This window comes from Paenibacillus sp. GQ49 (genome assembly GCF_059759055.1).
The window spans coordinates 63,251-82,144 of sequence record NZ_JCAXEL010000003.1; the positions used below are offsets into that span (position 1 = coordinate 63,251).

Here is an 18,894-nt window from a genome sequence, read left to right on the forward strand (position 1 = left end):
GTGTAGTCCCTTCTCAATGCAGTCTGAACGATGTTAGTGGACGTTATTTGCGTGTTTAAAGACCGTTCATTTGGAGACCGTACATCGGCTGTGTTAAAGTGAAGGGAACCTAATATACATAACTCTTAAAGTTAAAATAAGTTATTGCTACGTAGGTAGGAGGAGAAGCACGATGCTGTTTTATTTTGTAGCACTGCTGGTGACTTTGGTGGACCAGGGAACCAAGATTGCAGTGAGGATGTATATGGAAGTTGGCGACGTCATGAGACTGGGTAACTCGGGCATGCAGTTACAGCATTACGAGAACAGTGGAATGGCGGGCAGCATGTTTCAGGGAAATGCGCGTCTGTTCGGTGTGATTGCTGTTCTGTTCATAGCGGGTATGTTGTATTATCGGAGTAAAGGTGAGATTCGCGGTTTCTGGATGCAAGCTGGCGCGGGTTTTATGGTCGGCGGAGCCTTGGGAAATGCGATCGATCGATTTATCTATGCCCGGGTAACGGATTTCCTCGTGTTTCCGTCAGGACGCGGGATTTTGAATCTCGCTGATGTCGCAATTAACATCGGTGTGGTCATGATCATCATCGGCATGTTGATTCGTGCATATCAGAGTTATCGAGCCAAGCGTTTACGCAATGCTTTGCCGAAAGCAGAACGTTCGTAATAGGTTGGACAAAAGTGTTATAGTGGCTGAATATAAGCTTATTAAATGAGGGGCATTGGATATCATCCAGTGTCCTTTTTGTTATGCCCAATTCGGGTCATGGGAAAAACTGCCGTGATTCATTTTTATCGAAACCGTTTTAGAAATAATAAAGACGTATATCATCCATTCAGATTGAAGTCGGTTTGGAAGGATTAACCAAATGGTTATTTCACCGTCTGAATGGGTAAATTTTTACGTATAAAGCTGAGGGAGGTACAACATGAGAACAACGCTTACCAAGGCTCTCGGGACAATGTTGCTGTGTGGAACGATGGCTGTACTTTTATCTTCCTGTACCAGTGGAGATAGCGCGAATGGCAAAGTGCAGATTGAATTTTTCCAGAACAAGCCTGAAGCCAAAACAACCTTTGATGAATTGATCAAGACGTTCAACGCGCAGCATGACGATATCCAGGTGACCCAGGTGAATCCGCCCGATGCGGAGACAGTACTGAAGACGCGTGTCGTCAAAAATGATATACCGGATATTATGGCCATGGGTGCAACCGACACCTATTCCATTCTGGCTCAGAGTGATATTTTCACCGATCTGACGGACAGCTCATTACTCCAGACGATTGATCCGAACTACATACAAATGCTGAATGATCTCACAGGCATGGACGAAGTGACTGGTATTCCTTACGCGACTAATGCAAACGGCATCATGTACAACAAAACGCTGTTTAAGGAAATGGGATTGGACGTGCCCAAGACGTGGGATGAACTCATTGCAACCGCCCAAAAGATTAAGGATGCAGGTGAGACTCCATTTTACTTCACATACAAGGATGACTGGCAGACGAGCCTGCCGTTCAATGCACTAGCCTCCAATCTGGTTGGTATTGATTTCTACCAAGAGCGACGCGATAACAAAGTGACGTTCAAGGAGAAGTACCGCGAGGTAGCCGAGAAGCAGCTGGAACTCATGAAGTACGGTCACGGCGATAACTTTGGTAAAGCTTATTCGGACGGTAACCGTGCTTTTGCTAACGGTGAAGCCTTTATGTACATCCAGGGAACCTGGGCCATCTCGGAGATCCGCAAAGCGAACCCAAATGTCGACATTGGTTTCTTCCCATTCCCTACGGGCAACGATGCAAGCAAGATCAAGCTGGTGAACGGGATCGACTCCCTGTTTACCATTGCGGCGGACACGCCTAATCGCGAACAGGCAGAGACGTTTATTGCGTTTCTATTAGAGCCTGAAAATATCGGAAGATATATTGACGAACAGACGCTGTTCTCTGCGGTAGAAGGCGTGAAGCAGGATGATCCTGCCGTACAGGAATTGATGCCATATATCGAGCAGGGCAAGGTTATTGACTTTCCCGATCATTATATCCCGGCTGCCGTGCAGCTGAATTCCATCGTACAGTCCTTTTTGCAGAACCAAAACATCGACAACTATCTAGATACACTCGACAAAGAATGGGACAAGGTCGCGAACCGGCGTTAAGCCTTGTCTGAAGGAGGATGGAATATGAACAAGCGTATCGCACCTTATTACTGGATGACGGTTCCGGGGGTAGTATTGTTCTTTGTGTTTATGACGCTGCCGGCCCTCCAGGGCATCTATTATTCATTTACGAATTATAACGGATTCGGGAAAGAGTATGATTTTGTTGGTTTTAAAAACTATTTCAACTTGTTTCAAGATGACAATGTAGGTAACGCCTACTGGTTTACGTTCAAGTTCGCGATCGTGGTGACGATCCTGACCAATATTCTGAGCCTGCTCATTGCACTCGGGCTGAATGCCAAGATTAAGTTCCGTAACTTTTTCCGCGGCATCTACTTCCTGCCCAATATTCTGAGTGTACTGATCGTAGGTTACATATTTAACTACCTGTTCTCTAACGTATTCCCGATCTGGGGACAAAATCTGGGCATCAATGCGCTATCCACCAACATTCTCGGCAGCGAGAGTCTGGCTTGGATCGGTATCGTCATTGTTGCAGTATGGCAATCGGTGGCCCTGAATACGATTCTGTATTTGGCTGGTCTGCAAACGATACCAACGACACTGTACGAGGCATCCAACCTCGACGGCGCAGGTAAATGGCGTGAATTCTGGAGCATTACTTTCCCGCTTATCGCCCCATTCTTCACCATTAATATGGTGCTGGCCATGAAAAACTCGCTTATGGTCTTCGACCAAATCGTAGCCTTGACCAATGGTGGTCCCGGACGGGCGACGCAGTCCATCTCCCATCTGATCTACACCGGTGGATTTGAAGGCGGCGAATATGCATATCAATCTGCGAACTCGGTTATTTACTTCATCGTTATTGCGGTGATTTCAATTCTGCAAATCCGGTTCCTGCAAAGAAGGGAGATGGATCTGTAATGAGAAGCCGTACACGAATCAATTGGCTCGTTATGCTGCTCGTTGTACTGGGTACCCTGTTTATCCTGTTCCCGTTGTATATGACTGTTACGATTGCTTTGAAAAATCCGGAACAGATGGCTCAATCGGTCTTTGCCATTCCGACGACGCTTCACTGGGAGAATTTCGCGAGGGCCATCGACATGACAAACTTCTTCCAATCGTTCCGTAACAGTGCAATCGTTACCGCATCAACTGTGCTCTTGACGTTGCTCAGTAACTCGATGGTGGCCTATGCGATTGCGCGGAATATGGAGAAACGCAAGTTTTTCAAAGGGCTGTATTATTATTTCGTCAGCGCGATGTTCATTCCGTTCCCGATCATCATGCTGCCGATTGTTAAGCTGACCGCATCGCTGGAGATGACAAATCTGGTAGGTCTGATCCTGCTTCACACGGTCTATGGTTTGGCATTCAACGTATTTGTGTACGTTGGATATATCCGGTCCATTCCGGTAGCGCTGGAGGAAGCGGCGTTTGTGGATGGGGCGACAACTTGGGGCACGTTCTGGAAAATCATTTTCCCGCTCATGGCACCCATCAGTGCCACGGTTGGTATTCTGACTTGCCTGTCCACGTACAATGACTTCTTGCTGCCACTCATTATTATCAGTGATCCGGGACAATACACGTTGCCGCTGGTACAGTATGTATTCCAAGGACAGTTCAATACTGAATTTAACCTTGCGTTTGCATCCTACCTGCTCGCGTTGCTGCCGATGATTATCATCTACCTGTTTGCACAGAAGTGGATCATCAACGGGGTTACACAAGGGTCTGTGAAATAACTGAAGATGTGTAGGGAAGAAAAAGATAGATGTAAAAGAAATGGATATATGTAAAGGGAAGATGAGTAAAGAGGGGGGGACTGTAAAAGTCCCCTCTCTTTTTTTTGATCATAGCTATTTAACGTTCGGAACGCTACAGGAGGATTGATTAACCTGTAAAACTATGCTATTTTTTAGTCGTTAGTTTAATCGATAAACAAAGACTAGAAGAGAAGAAGAGTAAGGTTTATTTCTGCAAGCGCTTTAACGAGAAGAACTGAATACGTAGATAAATCCGGCATCGTTTGTACCCAGTCTTCAAGAGCACGGGCGTAGGTGGTGGGTTCTTTTACATGCCAAAAAGAGAGGAGAATGGGGAAGTTGCACGGGAAAAAAGGACATTTTAACTCACTTCGCAATCAGATCTTCATTGGTTTTGTTATGGTGATGCTTGTTGTTCTGCTGCTCGCAGGCATATCGGCTTATGATCGGGTAGCTGCTCTGCTGAAAAGCAATGCGGAGAAACATATTCACCAAACCGCCGTCCAAGCCAGTGGCAGATTGGATGCACTCATTGCACAAGTGAATTCACTGACCGCGCAGGTGGCGGATGATTCATACGTGCAGCGTCTGCTTAGCGATGAGAAGCAAGGCAACCCGGCTACCTTTAATCAGCGCCAAGCTCTCTTGCAGATTGCAGGCAGTTATCAGTCTTTCATCAACGGAGCGCAAAGTATGGAGATATACACTACGGGTTATAACCGCATATTTCCGATGGATGACCGATCCCTCGATCTCAGAGTGGAGCGCAACTGGATCAACCTGGCGGATGAAGGAAAAGGCAGACTGGTATGGGCAGGCGCTGACCCTGAAGATCCGGGTGTGCTTCTGGCTATTCGGCGGATTAACCTGCTGGATCATTCTTTCGAACATGGAGGTTATGTGGTGGTACGGATGCAACGCAGTTTTTTTCAACTCAATGATTCGAATGGGTCAGATGGTTCGCAGGACTCTATCATGCTCTTGGATGGTGCAGGAGAAGTGGTGACTTCCGATCTGGAGATCAATCTCGATCCCAAAGCCATATTGGACAGCGGATCAGTCGTGCAGAACGGGGAGGAATCCTATATCGTCGTCCGGCAAAAATCGGAGTTAACGGGCTGGACACTTGCTGTCCTGACCCCGCTGCGGGAGACAACGGAAGGTGTATCCATCCTGAGGACAGCGCTGCTCGTCTCGGGAATGATTGGTGTGGTTCTATTCCTTATCATGTCCTTCTTTCTGTCCACAATGATTACACGTCCACTCATACGGCTGATGCGGGCCATGCGTAGTGCACAGCCGGGAGCAATGAGACCTAATCTAATGGTCAGTTCTACGACGGAGATCAATGAACTCAACGACGTATATAACCAGATGGTCTACAGGCAGAATGAATTGACCCGTGTGGTTCATGAGAAGGAAGTCATGCAGTCCCGGGCTGAGCTGAAGGCGTTGCAGTCTCAGATTAATCCCCATTTTCTATTCAACACACTGGAGGCATTCTATTGGTCCCTTGAGGAGAAGGGAGACGAGGAGATGGCACGTATGGTTGTGGCGATGTCCCGATTATTTCGCTACATCATCTCCAGTTCGCAACAGGATGAATGGGTTACGATTGCCGCCGAGCTGGAACACGCCGAGCGTTATCTTCAAATTATGCAGATGCGGTTGGGAGAGAGAATGCAATGGGAGATTCAGCTGAGCGATGCGGTACGTGAGGTCCACATCCCGAAACTGCTCATACAGCCCTTAGTTGAAAATGCGATTCTTCATGGGGTTGAAAGTAAACTGGGCCCGGGAAAGATAAGCGTCCATGTGGATGCTTCGACCGAGGAGAATCTGGTTCGCATTGAGGTTCGGGATGATGGTCCCGGTATGGATGAATTACGGATTCAATCTGTCATTCATGCTTTACATGGCGGGCCCGCTGTATCTAACAAGGGTACAGGCGTAGGTCTAATCAACGTACATCGGCGACTGAAGCTTTACTTTGGCAGCCAACTTGGCGAACGTTGCAAGCTTTCCATAACAAGTAAGGTTGAGGAAGGAACTGTCATTTGCTTTGAGATTCCCATGGGAACGGAGGGTGCATATGATTCATGACAAAACAATTCTTATCGTGGATGATGAGCCGCGTACAAGAGAGGGTATTCGCAAAACACTGGAAGGATGGTCGGCAGGACGAAATCACATTCAGACTGCAGAAAGTGGCGTCGAGGCCGTGGAATGGCTCAAGAAAAAACCGGCAGATCTGTTAATAACGGATGTTCGCATGCCGGAATTCTCTGGCTTGTCTCTGATTGAAGCTATTCAGCACTTTTCGAACAAGCCTGTTGTCCTGATTATGTCGGGGCATGCCGATTTTCAGTACGCCCAGCAGGCCATTAAGCTGGGTGTTGTGGAGTATATGTTGAAACCGATTGATAAGGAACAGTTGCTGCAGACCGTCGAAAAAGCCCTAAAGTTCAGCGAACAACAGCGACGTATTCAAACGATGCAAGAAATGGTTGACCCCAAGCTGCTGGATGTTAAGGAGCGCGGAGAACAGAGGCTCAATAGCCAGATCAGTGAAGCTTTGACCTATGTGGATACTCATCTGGGTGAACATGTGACCATGCGTGAAATCGCTGATTTACTCCATCTCAACTCCAGTTACTTCAGTGTATTGTTTAAGGAACAGATCGGCATCAATTTTAGTGAATACCTTACCCGCAAACGCATTCAACGCGCGAAGGAGTTGCTTGTGCAGACAACGATGCCAATCTCGGAGATTGCGGAACAGGTGGGTTATCAGACGGATAAGTATTTTATCACGGTATTTAAAAGCCTTGAGGGGCTAAGTCCAAGCAAATATCGGCATTCCCTATCTGAGCAAGATAACAAATAACCTCAAAAAAGTGGAGTTTTTCCAAATTGTTCTGGTCTTATAGAGGCAATAGGCCCGTGCTACAATTTGGTTAAAGCGGTTACATTAACCGAAAAAACCAAGGGGGTTGGGATTATGAGCAAAAAGACGATGGCCATTCTTCTGTCATGGACGCTGGTTCTCGCCGTAATTTTATCCGGATGTAACAGTTCAAGTTCGGATCAAGAGGGTGAAACGGGCAGCAACGGCACAGATGGGAAAGTAACCCTCAAATTCATGCACCTCTGGCCAGCAGGCAGTTCCGCACAGCAAAACAAACTGGTCAACGATATCATCAAGCAGTATCAGACGGATCATCCCAATGTGACCATTAAGCAGGAAGTGCTGGAGAATGAACAATATAAGAACAAATTGAAAATTCTGTCGGCATCGAATGAACTTCCCGATGTTGGTGTAACTTGGGCTGCTGGATTTCTGGAGCCTTATGTGAAGGGGAATCTGTTTGCACCGGTCGATGATCTGCTGAGCGGCTCGCTGGGAGAGAAATTCATAGCCGGAACAACAGAAGCCTATGCCATAGACGGCAAAACGTATGCGTTACCAATCGAGTTGAATATCTCCCCCATTTATTATAACAAAGCCATTTTTGCGAAATATAACTTGCAGCCGCCAGCAACGTACGATGAATTCCTGAGTGTGCTGAAGACACTGACAGATAACGGTGAGGTTCCGATCGCACTGGGTAATAAAGACCGCTGGACCGGCTCACTCTGGTATATGTATCTGGCGAATCGGTTAGGTGGAGATGCACTGGAAAAGGCGATCAATGGCTCCGGCAAGTTTGACGATCCTGCTCTGACTCAAGCTGCTGCCGAGGTACAAAAGCTGGTGGATATGAATGCCTTCAACAAAGGCTTCAACGGGTTGTCCAACGATGAGGGCAAATCCGAATTCATGAACGAAAAGGCTGCCATGTACCTGATGGGCACCTGGGAACTGCCAAACTTCACGACCAACCCGGACATCCCGCAGGAATTCAAGGACAAGATCGGATTTTTCAAATTCCCAACAATGGAAGATGGCAAGAGTGATATTAACAGTTGGGTAGGTGGACCAGGCGTAGGGCTGTTTGTGGCCCAGAACTCCAAAGTGAAGGAAGAAGCGGCGAAGTTCGTGCAATACTTTGTGGAAAAATGGGGTGAAAGTTCGGTGACTGAAGCAGGCGTCATCCCGGCAACCAAAGTGGATACAGCTGCAGTACAGCTGCCACAGCTCTATATTGACCTGCTGAACGAATTGAATCAGGCCAGCAGTCTCACACTCTTTGCAGACGTGCAGATGAAACCGGCAGCCGCTCAGGCACATCTGGATATGATTCAGGCGCTGTTTGGCAAAGCGGTAACACCGGAGGACTTTGTGAAGAATCATCAGGCTGCGATTGATAAAGGCAATTGACGTACACACGTTTGAACGCTTGAAGGGAGGATAATGTGATGGACAAAGTCATGTCCAACCGTCTCGTTGCTGCGTTGTACGTGCTTCCTGCACTGCTTCTGCTGCTGGTCTTGGTCTATATCCCGATCGTGCTCACCGGGTATTATGGGTTGATGCAATGGGACGGGATCGGTGCAATGACCTTTATTGGATTGGATAATTACACCAGACTGCTTCAGGACGGAACATTCTGGCAGAGTGCGAACCATACTTTTTTGCTTGCTTTGTTCTCTGCGCTGAGTCTGATCGGTTATCTGATGATTGCTTTGGTGCTGTCAGGCAAGATCAAGGGGGCCAATCTGTTCCGCAAAATATATTTGATCCCGATGCTGCTGTCTTCGGTCGCGATCGCCCAGTTATGGCTGAAGATCTATCATCCCAGCAATGGTGTACTGAACACCTTTCTGGAAGCGATCGGCTTCAGCAATCCGCCAGCTTGGCTGGCGGAGCCATCCCTGGTGCTGTATGCACTGTTCGTACCGATTCTATGGCAGTATGCAGGCTTCTATATTTTGATCTATTATGCGGCCCTCAAAAATATTCCGGAATCTCTGGTGGAAGCAGCCCGGATTGATGGGGCAAGTCCTTGGCAGATCGCTTTTCGAATCAAGCTGCCGCTAATTACTGAAGTCATCAAGGTGACCGTTGTACTGGCTGTGGTAGGCTCGCTCAAGTATTTTGATCTCATCTACGTGATGACCGATGGCGGACCAAATGGTTCCAGCGAAGTGATGGCCTCCTATATGTATCGTCAGGCTTTCCGTAGCTTCGACTTTGGTTACGGCAGTGCTGTAGGGTTCTTCCTGCTCTTGATCTGTCTGCTGGTTACCTGGCTGCTTCGTAAAGCGACGGCATCCAAAGATACGATCCAGTATTCCTGACGAAAGTGAAATGAAAGGAGGTCCATCCCGGTGAAGACGGATACCGCCGTTAGATTGCCAACTTACCCGGGGACAAGCCGAGGTTCGGCATGGTTAAGGAGATTCGGATATGTTCTGCTGTATTTCCTCTTGTCCCTGGTAGCTTTGCTGCAAATTTTACCTTTGGTATGGCTACTGTTATTCTCGCTTAAAAATAATCAGGAAGTATTCGACATGGCGCCTTTTTCCCTTCCTGCGACTCCGCGTTGGGAAAACTATGTCAAGGTATGGACAGAGGGAAATATCAGCTTGTACTTCTTCAACAGTGTATGGATTACGGTGGTCTCGGTGTTGGTCACCGTGCTGTTTGCCAGTCTGGTGACCTTTGCCATTACACGTATGCGCTGGAAGGGTCGTTCGCTGGTGCTGGGGCTATTTATGGTGGGTCTGATGATCCCTGTGCACTCCACGTTGATTCCGCTGTTCAGCTTGTTCCTGAAGCTTCATCTCACCGATCATCCTTTGTCAGTCATCTTGTCTTACATTGCTTTTAATATGCCAATTACCATTATGATTCTACTGGGATTCTACTACGCGCTTCCCCGGGAAGTGGAAGAAGCCGCAGTGATGGATGGTTGCTCCGTGCATCGGATTTTCTTTCGGATTGTGCTGCCGATGACGTCTTCGGTCATTTCCACAACGGCGATCATTAACATGATCTATAACTGGAATGAATTCATCTTTGTTAATACGTTCATCAGTACAGATTCGTACAAGACCCTGACAGTTGGGGTACAGAACTTTATCGGTCAATATACAACGGATTGGGGAGCCATTGGTGCGACGCTGATGATTAGCATTATGCCGATCCTGATTGCTTTTCTCATCCTGAGTAATCGAATCGTGGAGGGAATTGCTGCGGGTTCTGTTAAAGGTTAAAAGGTTGAGGTTCCAAGGTCCTTCCATTACTTGCTTAAAAGGCGAGTTGGGAGGGCCTTTTTTGTCTTCTAAAACCTCTGGCAGGCGTACGGAAACGGAGCTTGATGAAAACGCTGAAAATACCTATTTATGGAATTACAAAAAACTTTCAACTATTTTCGCAAAACTACTGCATTTTCAAACCACCTGTGCTAACATACCCTAAGAATTAAAGCCCACATGGGAAAGGTGAGAAAATGACAGCAATATCCTCAACCAAAGAGTCCCTTCGTTCTGATGCCAAGGATCTGAATCTGATTCGACTGACATGGCCTATTTTCCTGGAACTCTTCTTATTTATGTTGATGGGGAGCGTGGATACGCTCATGCTCAGCTCGGTATCCGATAATGCGGTCTCCGGCGTTGGAGCAGCCAATCAGATTATTTCTATCGCTATCCTTGTATTGGAAGTCATTGGACATGGTGCTGCGATTGTAGTCGCACAATATATCGGATCGAAAAAGTTAAGTGAAGCAGCACAAGTTACGGGTAATGCGATCACACTGAACCTTATTGTAGGTCTGGTCCTGAGCGGAATCTTCCTTCTGTTCGGAGGACAATTGCTAACACTTCTGAATATTCAAGGCGAAATTTATGATTTTGCCCGTTCGTATATAAATATCGTTGGTGGCGGAATCTTCCTCCAGGCACTTATTAATGCGCTGGCTGCGACGATCCGTACACATGGTTACACCAAAGAAACGATGTATGTTGCTGTATTCATGAACGTGATTCACGTTGTTGGTAACTATGCATTGATCTTTGGTCACTTCGGCCTGCCGAAGCTTGGGGTGGAAGGGGCAGCAATCTCTACGGTGGGAAGCCGGTTTATCTGCCTGCTGATCTTCTTCTGGTTGTTGTATCGTGTGAGCGAGGTACGGGTGGATTTCGAATACTACATTAAGTTGTCCAAACATTTTATTGGCAAAATTCTGCGGATTGGCATTCCGTCTGCGATGGAATCCATGGTATATCATTCCTGCCAACTCGTGTTCACGCTGTATGTGACCTATCTGGGCGCAGAAGCTATGGCAACCAAACAGTATGCGGGTAACATCTCCAGCTATATCTACTTGTTCAGCATGGCGATTGGTATGGGGACATCGATCATTGTAGGTCGGCTTGTGGGTGCGCGGCGCAAAGACGATGCGTACAAACGTGTTTTTGACAGTGTAAAATGGGCCCTTCTGGCCACGGTTATCATTGATGTAATCATCATTTTTTTCCGCGTGCCGCTGATGAGCATCTTTACGGATAATCCGGAAATTATCAAGCTGGGGGCTCAAGTAATTCTGCTCAGTCTGTTGCTCGAAACCGGGCGTACCTGCAATATTGTCATCATTGGTTCCCTGCGTGCGGCAGGGGATGCAAAGTTCCCGGTATACATGGGTCTGATCTCCATGGTCTGCATGAGTCTGCCACTGGGGTACCTGCTCATATTCCAGCTTCATCTGGGGCTCGCGGGTGTGTGGCTTGCCATTGCGGCGGATGAGTGGACGCGTGCGGTCATTATGTACTTCCGCTGGAAGAGTAGAGCTTGGGAGAAACATGAACTGGTGGAACATGATGACGAAGAGGTTGGTGCACAGCCGGTACCGGCTGTTTGACGAAGAATGTTGTGCAAATAGATAAAAGGAGAGTCAATTACGGAAAGGATTCAATCCGTGATTGGCTCTTTTTTGCGTTCGGGATAGAGGCCAACCGAAGTGAAGATAGCAAAAATGATCAAAACGGCGGTTACATCCTTCACGTATAGTAAGGATATGGAAGGGGGCTTTACCTCAGTTGAGCCGTTACCGTGCAATGATTCAGCAAAGTTTGTTCTATATTGAGACTCATCTGCATGAGCAGATTGGACTGGAAGAAGTGGCATCCGAGGCGTTGTTGTCGCCATATCACTACCATCGAATTTTCCGTAATGAGGTGGGCATGACCATCGTGGATTATATCCGAAACCGTCGGATGAGTCTGGCGTCCACCACCCTCCGATCGACGGATGCGGGCATATTGGACATCGCCCTGGCATGTGGTTTTGAGAGTCAGGAAGCCTTCACCCGTGCATTTCGCAAATTATATGGCATGCCACCGGGACGTTTTCGCAAATTATTTGATCTGAAATTATTCGAAGGAAGAACCAGAGGAGGAGAATTACAGATGAATCAGACGTCAACAATTACAGGTTGGATGTTAACCGGAAGTCATCCGCAAAATTATGAGATGGGCATTGATCCGGCCGAAGTGCATCAGGGGAAGGCATCAGGATATTTGAAGGCAGTTACGCCAATGGAGCCTAACGAGTTTGCAACAATGATGCAACAGTTCAGAGCGGACAAGTATGTGGGTAAGCGAATGAAATTATCGGGATTCGTGAAGACCGAGCATGTGGATGCGTTCTGCGGATTATGGATGCGTGTGGATAATAACGTTCAAGATGTGCTCCAATTTGATAACATGCATGATCGGCCAATTACGGGTACGCAGCCATGGAATCAGTATAGTATTGTGCTTGATGTACCGGAGGGTAGCGCGGTCATTTCATTCGGGGTTATTCTGAACGGTAAAGGAAAAGTGTGGGTCGACAGCTTCCGCTTCGAGGAGGTTGATCTGAACACACCACTGACACATATGGAGACAGAGTACGAGATGTCGGACGAGCCGCTGAACCTGTCATTTGAGGAGTAAATGCTGAGGTGATCAATAAGTGGTTGCCTAAACAGTAACATGAAACGGGAATCTATAGATCAAGGGCTGATCCAATCACGGGTTGGCTCTTTTTGTTACCTTTAGGGTATAAAGAAAGTAGAGCCAAGTCCAAGCTGAGAGGATACAAGCTTCTCATACAAATTGCAAACTCATCCATAGCTAAATCGCACGGACCTTGCTAACATAGACCCATAAACTAACTCATGACATAGATAAAGAGGATGAATTCCATGAATAAAAAGGTGCTCGTGGTGGATGACGAATCAAGTATCGTCAGTGCCATTGCTTACGCGCTTCGGCGGGAAGGATATGAAGTAGATACTGCGAGTGACGGCGAAGAGGCCTTGGTCAAGGTCGCATCATTTCACCCACAGGTCATGATTCTGGACGTGATGATGCCCAAGCTTGATGGATACGGGGTATGCCGCAGGCTGGAGGACCGCGAGGATATCGGCATTATTTTGCTGACCGTCAAAAATGATATCGTGGACAAAATCGTTGGCCTGGAAATGGGTGCCGATGATTACATGACCAAACCGTTCGAGATCCGCGAACTGCTTGCAAGGGTAAAAGCATTGATGCGCCGTGTCGAGAAAAGCAGTCCACCACCTGACGATTCGAAGAATCAGGCCATTGTGAATGGCACACTGCGTATTCATGTTGCTCACCGCACAGTGACCGTGAATGAGGAGAAGCTGGATCTGACACCAAAAGAGTTCGACCTGCTGACCATTCTCATGTCCAATCCCGAGCGTGTGTACACACGAGACGATCTGCTGGACCGGGTCTGGGGCATGGAATATGCAGGTGGCACACGGACCGTAGACATTCACATCCAGCGTTTGCGTAAGAAAATCGGAGATACAGATCAGCAAAAATTGCAGACCGTGTACGGGATTGGTTACAAAGCATCTGCGCCTGAAACAGGCGGGGCCATATGAGAGTCAGCATCAAGCTGAAGTTCAGTGTTTTTCTGGCAGCCTTGCTTATCCTGACCGTGGTTGTGCTTAGTTCACTGGTTCTGCGCGGTATTGAACGCAATCAGCAGTCACAGATTGAAGGTATTTTATCACAGCAGACACGGCTGGTGAATCTGAATGTGAGACAGTCCTACTACACCGAGTCCGTTCATCTGGATCAGGAAGTCTTTTTACAACAAAACGGCCGAAGGCTTGCACAGGAACTGGCCAACTCTACCGGATTGCCTATAGCACTCTATAACATGACAGGCCAGCAGGTGGGAGCATCCTTCGCCTCCGGCGAGAGTGAACTTGTTCAGGAAACGCTAGACTATGCACTGCAAAATAAAATTGCCTATCATGAACAAGGGGACACCCTGCTCTACGCTGCACCATTGGACGGTCCGGATGGACAGATGGGTGCCGTGTGGATACAGTATCCGGTCCAGAGTTACCAAGATTTTTATGCCCGTATCCTTCAACTATTTATGTGGGCAGGGATTGCGGTTGTGGCGCTGAGCTTCATATTAGGTTATCTGTTCTACAATCGGTTTGCCGTTGCGATTACCCGGCTGAAAAAGTCCGCAGATTCCATTCGCGAAGGCAACTACATTATGGAGTCTCCGGTAAGAAGCAAGGATGAACTGGGAGAGCTGGGACAGGGCATTTATTATATGAGTACATCCATCCAGCAAAATATCACAGCCATGCATGCGGAGCAGCAGAAGCTGCAACTTGCGATTGAGAAACTTCAGGCGTTGGAACAGCAGCAGAAACAATATATCGGTAACATCAGCCATGAGTTCAAGACACCGCTGACATCGATCAAAGCTTATGTGGAGCTGCTCGACATGTATAAGGATGATCCGCAACTGCTTGATGATGCCACGAGTAACATTGGCAAAGAAACGGAGCGGCTGTACGAGATGGTCGAGAAAGTCTTACATTTATCTGCCCTGGAGAAGTATGACTTCGAGAACCAGGCCGAAGATGTAGAGGTCAGCGCTCTGCTGAAGGATGCCTGTGGCCGGATGCGGGGGAAAGCCGAGAAATTTGGGCTGAACATGGAACTGGATCTTGAACCGGCGGTGATCCGCAGCGATCGGGAGAGTCTTATGCATATTTTCATCAACATGCTGGATAATGCCATCAAATATAACGTTCCGGATGGTGTGATCCGGGTGAAGAGTGAACTGCGGATGCAGGAGCGTCAAGCGATCATTCGCATCTATAACTCGGGTACGCCGATTCCGGCAGAGGCGCGGGAGAAGATTTTTGAACCCTTTTACACCGTGAACAAAGACAGAGCCAGAAAAACCGGTGGAACCGGACTGGGGCTATCTCTCGTGAAGCAGTTTGTTGAAAAACAGGGCGGTACAATCACCCTGCTGTCGAGTGATCCAGAAGATGGGGAAGGTGTGACGTTCCAGCTCATGTTCCCTTTGGCTGATTCAAGTTTACAAGTTCGAAACAAGTCTGAATAACTTTGGAAGTATGCGATGTGTATGCTTGGTCTATAGCAAGAGAAACCAGGGGGGACCATCATGAATTGGAAACAAGCAGCTATGGGCACGTTGGGAGCCATTGCCCTGCTAACGACAGCGGCATGCGGAGGAACAACGGAGCCGGGAGGCAACGCACAAGGTGGGAAAACGGGCACCGACATTACAGTAAAAGATAATACCAACACGTCCGTGTACCAGAGCTTCAAGCTGGAGAAAATTGATAAGCTGCCGAATATGCGCGGGATTACATGGCTAAGTGACGACTGGATTGTATCCGACAAGGAGAACAAGTCCTTGAAACCCATCACCGTTGAAGGCCAGGAAAGATACCCGCATAACTTATATATGTATGATCTGACTAAAGGTACAGACACGCCGCTCAAGGAAAGTGAAACCAGTCTGGGTGCACCGCTGGTGTCACCGGATGGGCAGTACCTGTTCTACCGGGAGCCGGAGGAAAGTACAGGTAGAGGCTACATTCTGAACTTGCATAACGGGGAGACAACCCCTGCTGGTAAGGAGGATGGCTTCATCCAAGAGGGCGCATGGTTGGATAATGAACATGTCGTTTTCCCCAATATGAAGGGTGATCTGATCTCAGCAAGCGTGGACGGCACAACGAAAGTGCTGGTGGAGACAGGTAATTTCAATGTACGGAGTATCAAGGTGTCAGGCAATATGCTCTATTATATTACGGGCGAGGACGGCCAGTTGAATGCATACGATGCGAAGACGGGTGACGTAAAACAGGTGCTGAAAAGTGTGGAGTGGGTCATCCCATCTAATGATGGAACAAGGCTTGCGATTGTGAAAAGAACGGCGGATACCAAACGTGCGCTGGTGCTCACCGATCTGGAAGGCAATGAGAAGGCCACACTCGCCAGAGGCACACAGATTTTCGGCACAAGCTGGTCGGGTGATGATACCAAGATTGCATACACCATCAATTCCGAGAATGATAATGAGAAAGGGCTGTTTGTCTCCAACACGGAGTCGGCAGAACAGTTCCAGATCTCGGCGGATATGGACAACGCTTCTGACCCACTCGCCTGGAGCCCGAAAGGAAATAAAATCCTGTTATCGCAGGCGGTATTGGAGAACGAATCATATCACTTTATAACCTCAGTCATTACGATCTCGGAATAGGATGATTGTTACGGACAGATATGTTCCATATCTTTCATCCCTTTCTATACATTTATATTGACTAAGCTATTCCGCTTCCGATAAACTAGAATGCAGGAATAAAAGTCGAATGTCAGGCAGCAGTTCGAGACGATGTTTCGGGCAGCTGTTTATTTTCTTTTTAACAGTAAGGGTGCAACGTAGTCGTCTTGCCGGATGATCCGGCTAATAACAACATGGAATAGGAACAGGTGATATACATGTGTAACAGCGCGTACCGCGTGCTTTTATATTATAAGTTCGTGAAGATTGAAGACCCCGAGACGTTTACACAAGAGCATCTGCAATACTGCAAGGACCTCGGTGTGAAAGGTCGTATTCTGATCGCATCCGAAGGCATCAACGGTACCGTATCCGGTACGCCTGAACAGACGGAACAGTACATGAAAGATATGCTGGCTAATCCGCTATTCAGCGACATGGTGTTCAAGATTGATGATGTCGAGGAGCATGCGTTCAAAAAAATCTTTGTTCGTCACAAAGCAGAGCTGGTAACCTTCCGTGTGGAAGATGAACTTGACCCGAATGTGACTAGCGGCAAACGCCTTTCACCAAAAGAGTTCCATGAGCATCTGCAACGTGATGACGTCATCGTTATCGATGGTCGCAATGATTACGAATACGAAATCGGTCACTTCCGCGGGGCCATCCGTCCAGATGTTGAGTCGTTCCGTGAGTTTCCGGAGTGGATTCGGGAGAACCTGGGTGACATGAAGGACAAAACGATTATTACCTACTGCACTGGCGGCATTCGCTGCGAAAAGCTGACTGGGTTTATGATCAATGAAGGATTCCAGGACGTGGCTCAATTGGACGGCGGTATTGTCACGTACGGTAAAGACCCTGAAGTACAAGGCCATCTGTTTGATGGCAAGTGTTACGTGTTTGACGAGCGAATCTCTGTACCGATCAACCGGACAGACGAGGATATTGTCATTGCCAGCTGTTATCACTGTGGAACGACACATGACCGATATATTAATTGTCCAACCTGCAACCTGCAGCACGTAAGCTGTGAGGATTGCGAAGAGACGCATAACCGCTTTTGCTCGGATGCCTGCCGGGAGGCAGCACCGGTACACGCATAAGCAGGAGAGCAGGTGCTGATCGTGAAGCGCGAAGAGGAACGAACGACGCGTGAACGGATTTTGTTCATGCTGAAGCAGCAAGGTACATTGACCGCAAGGGAAATGACAGCTGATTTGGGTCTGACTGGCATGGCCATTCGCCGTCATCTGACGGCACTGGAGCAGGACGGATGGATCGAGGTTCGGGAGGCCCGGGCTACGGCCGGACGTCCGTCCTCGGTGTACCAGCTGACGGTACGCGGGGACAGCTTTTTCCCAAAATCATATTCGTCCCTTACGCTGGAACTTCTTGAAGAATTGTCTGACTCTGCCGGTAGCGGTGTGGTGGATGCATTGTTCGAGAGTCGCCGGGACAAACTGCTTCGTAGCGGATTGCCACAGATGGAGGGCCAGGATCTGGCTGGACGGGTGGAGGAACTCGCGCGAATCCAGAATGCCAACGGATATATGGCCGATGCGTCCAGAGAAGCCGATGGAACCTACGTCATTACGGAAATGAACTGTCCGATTGTACAAGTCGCAAGTGTCTACAAGCAGGCTTGCCGCTGTGAACTGGAACTGTTTCGCTCGCTACTTCAAGCTGAGGTGGAGCGTACCGAATGTTACGCCGATGGCGGCAAAAGGTGCAAGTATGAGATTCGCGAAGCGTCGGGGAATTAACTGGTTTATACAAAGAGATTGTTTCGATTCGTCGAAATAGTCTCTTTTTTTGAATAAAAATGACGTAAACACGTTATATATGTGGTGAGATGCGTGATATAATTTAAAATAACATCCAGATGTTTTATACATAACTCAATATTAGATGGGAGGCGTTAATGATGCACGAACCCGAACCGGCTTTGAAAAAGGCCATGAATCTATTGAAGGAACTGAGCGAGGATGAAGAGTTCCGACAACAATATGAAGCACGTCAAAAGTTTTTACGGGATCAAGAATCCATGATGGAAGGCGCACGAGAAGAGGGTCTCAAGAAAGGCATGGAGGAAGGAATTGAAAAAGGAATCGAAGAATGGATCAAAGAGGGTGAAGCTGAGAGCATGCGGAAAATCGCAATGAATATGCTCAATTTAGGTCTTGATCGAGAGATTGTTGTCAAAGCGACGGGACTAACCTCTGCTGAAGTGAAAGCAATCCAGCAAGAAAAATAAGCTATATATACTAGGCAACTCGCATAGCTTGCGGGTTGCCTTTTTGCCGTTATGTAATGTTTTCTATCACAACCATACGATGAAAGTAAATTGGAAGCGGTTCAACCATTGACGGATATCGGGACGCCCCTTAATATTAGGGGAACAATAAAACACCAACACGGGTCATGGACTTCAGTCGCATGAGAAAAGTCTATATTT

The 18,894-nt window shown here is 47.7% G+C and carries 17 protein-coding genes; all 17 read left to right on the forward strand.

All coding sequences use genetic code 11. From position 1 onward, the window contains the following. Window positions 1–172: 172 nt before the first annotated feature. The 17 genes from lspA to AC6CIF_RS07555 all read left to right on the forward strand — a co-directional run bounded on the left by lspA (window position 173) and on the right by AC6CIF_RS07555 (window position 18,693). A complete protein-coding gene (gene lspA, locus AC6CIF_RS07475; protein WP_036606631.1) occupies window positions 173–664 on the forward strand; it encodes a signal peptidase II in 492 nt (163 codons plus the stop codon). Window positions 665–977: 313 nt separating this feature from the next. Beyond that, window positions 978–2,165: an ABC transporter substrate-binding protein gene (locus AC6CIF_RS07480; RefSeq protein ID WP_498199191.1), complete on the forward strand. Its 1,188-nt coding sequence runs from the start codon at window positions 978–980 to the stop codon at window positions 2,163–2,165. Window positions 2,166–2,189: 24 nt separating this feature from the next. Next, complete coding sequence (locus tag AC6CIF_RS07485; protein WP_498198818.1) at window positions 2,190–3,056, forward strand: carbohydrate ABC transporter permease; 867 nt, start codon at window positions 2,190–2,192, stop codon at window positions 3,054–3,056. Next, window positions 3,056–3,883 carry a carbohydrate ABC transporter permease gene (locus tag AC6CIF_RS07490; protein WP_036606635.1) on the forward strand — a complete coding sequence of 276 codons (828 nt, stop codon included), beginning with the start codon at window positions 3,056–3,058 and terminating at the stop codon, window positions 3,881–3,883. Before AC6CIF_RS07485 ends, AC6CIF_RS07490 begins: the two co-directional genes overlap by 1 nt. Window positions 3,884–4,234: 351 nt before the next feature. Continuing rightward, window positions 4,235–6,007 carry a cache domain-containing sensor histidine kinase gene (locus tag AC6CIF_RS07495; protein WP_498198820.1) on the forward strand — a complete coding sequence of 591 codons (1,773 nt, stop codon included), beginning with the start codon at window positions 4,235–4,237 and terminating at the stop codon, window positions 6,005–6,007. Further along, the gene (locus AC6CIF_RS07500; protein WP_498198821.1) at window positions 5,997–6,791 is read left to right on the forward strand and encodes a response regulator transcription factor; all 795 of its coding nucleotides are present in this window, start codon (window positions 5,997–5,999) and stop codon (window positions 6,789–6,791) included. Before AC6CIF_RS07495 ends, AC6CIF_RS07500 begins: the two co-directional genes overlap by 11 nt. 114 nt (window positions 6,792–6,905) lie before the next feature. After that, window positions 6,906–8,225, forward strand: a complete 1,320-nt coding sequence (locus AC6CIF_RS07505; protein ID WP_339788044.1) for an extracellular solute-binding protein — start codon at window positions 6,906–6,908, stop codon at window positions 8,223–8,225. A gap of 38 nt (window positions 8,226–8,263) precedes the next feature. Further along, on the forward strand, window positions 8,264–9,145 hold the full coding sequence (locus tag AC6CIF_RS07510; RefSeq protein ID WP_307415700.1) for a carbohydrate ABC transporter permease: 882 nt from the start codon (window positions 8,264–8,266) through the stop codon (window positions 9,143–9,145). A 54-nt stretch (window positions 9,146–9,199) separates the two neighbouring features. After that, window positions 9,200–10,063 (forward strand): carbohydrate ABC transporter permease, encoded by an 864-nt coding sequence (locus tag AC6CIF_RS07515; RefSeq protein WP_498199193.1) that lies wholly within the window; start codon window positions 9,200–9,202, stop codon window positions 10,061–10,063. A 236-nt stretch (window positions 10,064–10,299) separates the two neighbouring features. Further along, entirely contained in the window at window positions 10,300–11,709 is a 1,410-nt protein-coding gene (locus tag AC6CIF_RS07520; RefSeq protein ID WP_249913758.1) for an MATE family efflux transporter, read from the forward strand. Between the two features lie 178 nt (window positions 11,710–11,887). Continuing rightward, window positions 11,888–12,784 carry a helix-turn-helix transcriptional regulator gene (locus tag AC6CIF_RS07525; RefSeq protein WP_498198822.1) on the forward strand — a complete coding sequence of 299 codons (897 nt, stop codon included), beginning with the start codon at window positions 11,888–11,890 and terminating at the stop codon, window positions 12,782–12,784. A 251-nt stretch (window positions 12,785–13,035) separates the two neighbouring features. Then, window positions 13,036–13,746: a response regulator transcription factor gene (locus AC6CIF_RS07530; RefSeq protein ID WP_498198824.1), complete on the forward strand. Its 711-nt coding sequence runs from the start codon at window positions 13,036–13,038 to the stop codon at window positions 13,744–13,746. Then, the gene (locus AC6CIF_RS07535; protein WP_498198825.1) at window positions 13,743–15,248 is read left to right on the forward strand and encodes a sensor histidine kinase; all 1,506 of its coding nucleotides are present in this window, start codon (window positions 13,743–13,745) and stop codon (window positions 15,246–15,248) included. The genes AC6CIF_RS07530 and AC6CIF_RS07535 overlap by 4 nt, the downstream gene beginning before the upstream one ends. Before the next feature lie 60 nt (window positions 15,249–15,308). Beyond that, window positions 15,309–16,415 (forward strand): TolB family protein, encoded by a 1,107-nt coding sequence (locus AC6CIF_RS07540; RefSeq protein WP_498198827.1) that lies wholly within the window; start codon window positions 15,309–15,311, stop codon window positions 16,413–16,415. Between the two features lie 239 nt (window positions 16,416–16,654). Beyond that, a complete protein-coding gene (gene trhO / locus AC6CIF_RS07545) occupies window positions 16,655–17,542 on the forward strand; it encodes an oxygen-dependent tRNA uridine(34) hydroxylase TrhO (RefSeq protein WP_074092685.1) in 888 nt (295 codons plus the stop codon). Between the two features lie 12 nt (window positions 17,543–17,554). Continuing rightward, window positions 17,555–18,202, forward strand: coding sequence for a helix-turn-helix transcriptional regulator (locus AC6CIF_RS07550; protein WP_498198829.1), 648 nt, complete (start codon window positions 17,555–17,557; stop codon window positions 18,200–18,202). 158 nt (window positions 18,203–18,360) lie between these two features. Continuing rightward, window positions 18,361–18,693, forward strand: a complete 333-nt coding sequence (locus AC6CIF_RS07555; RefSeq protein ID WP_498198831.1) for an Rpn/YhgA-type helix-turn-helix domain-containing protein — start codon at window positions 18,361–18,363, stop codon at window positions 18,691–18,693. The last annotated feature ends 201 nt before the right edge of the window (window positions 18,694–18,894 follow it).

Coding starts and splice junctions, on each gene's coding strand:
- AC6CIF_RS07540 (WP_498198827.1), top strand. CDS start 15,309: ATGAATTGGAAACAAGCAGCTATGGGCACGTTGGGAGCCATTGCCCTG.
- trhO (WP_074092685.1), top strand. CDS start 16,655: ATGTGTAACAGCGCGTACCGCGTGCTTTTATATTATAAGTTCGTGAAG.
- AC6CIF_RS07535 (WP_498198825.1), top strand. CDS start 13,743: ATGAGAGTCAGCATCAAGCTGAAGTTCAGTGTTTTTCTGGCAGCCTTG.
- AC6CIF_RS07510 (WP_307415700.1), top strand. CDS start 8,264: ATGGACAAAGTCATGTCCAACCGTCTCGTTGCTGCGTTGTACGTGCTT.
- AC6CIF_RS07505 (WP_339788044.1), top strand. CDS start 6,906: ATGAGCAAAAAGACGATGGCCATTCTTCTGTCATGGACGCTGGTTCTC.
- AC6CIF_RS07495 (WP_498198820.1), top strand. CDS start 4,235: ATGGGGAAGTTGCACGGGAAAAAAGGACATTTTAACTCACTTCGCAAT.
- AC6CIF_RS07520 (WP_249913758.1), top strand. CDS start 10,300: ATGACAGCAATATCCTCAACCAAAGAGTCCCTTCGTTCTGATGCCAAG.
- AC6CIF_RS07555 (WP_498198831.1), top strand. CDS start 18,361: ATGATGCACGAACCCGAACCGGCTTTGAAAAAGGCCATGAATCTATTG.
- AC6CIF_RS07500 (WP_498198821.1), top strand. CDS start 5,997: ATGATTCATGACAAAACAATTCTTATCGTGGATGATGAGCCGCGTACA.
- AC6CIF_RS07490 (WP_036606635.1), top strand. CDS start 3,056: ATGAGAAGCCGTACACGAATCAATTGGCTCGTTATGCTGCTCGTTGTA.
- AC6CIF_RS07530 (WP_498198824.1), top strand. CDS start 13,036: ATGAATAAAAAGGTGCTCGTGGTGGATGACGAATCAAGTATCGTCAGT.
- AC6CIF_RS07480 (WP_498199191.1), top strand. CDS start 978: ATGGCTGTACTTTTATCTTCCTGTACCAGTGGAGATAGCGCGAATGGC.
- AC6CIF_RS07485 (WP_498198818.1), top strand. CDS start 2,190: ATGAACAAGCGTATCGCACCTTATTACTGGATGACGGTTCCGGGGGTA.
- lspA (WP_036606631.1), top strand. CDS start 173: ATGCTGTTTTATTTTGTAGCACTGCTGGTGACTTTGGTGGACCAGGGA.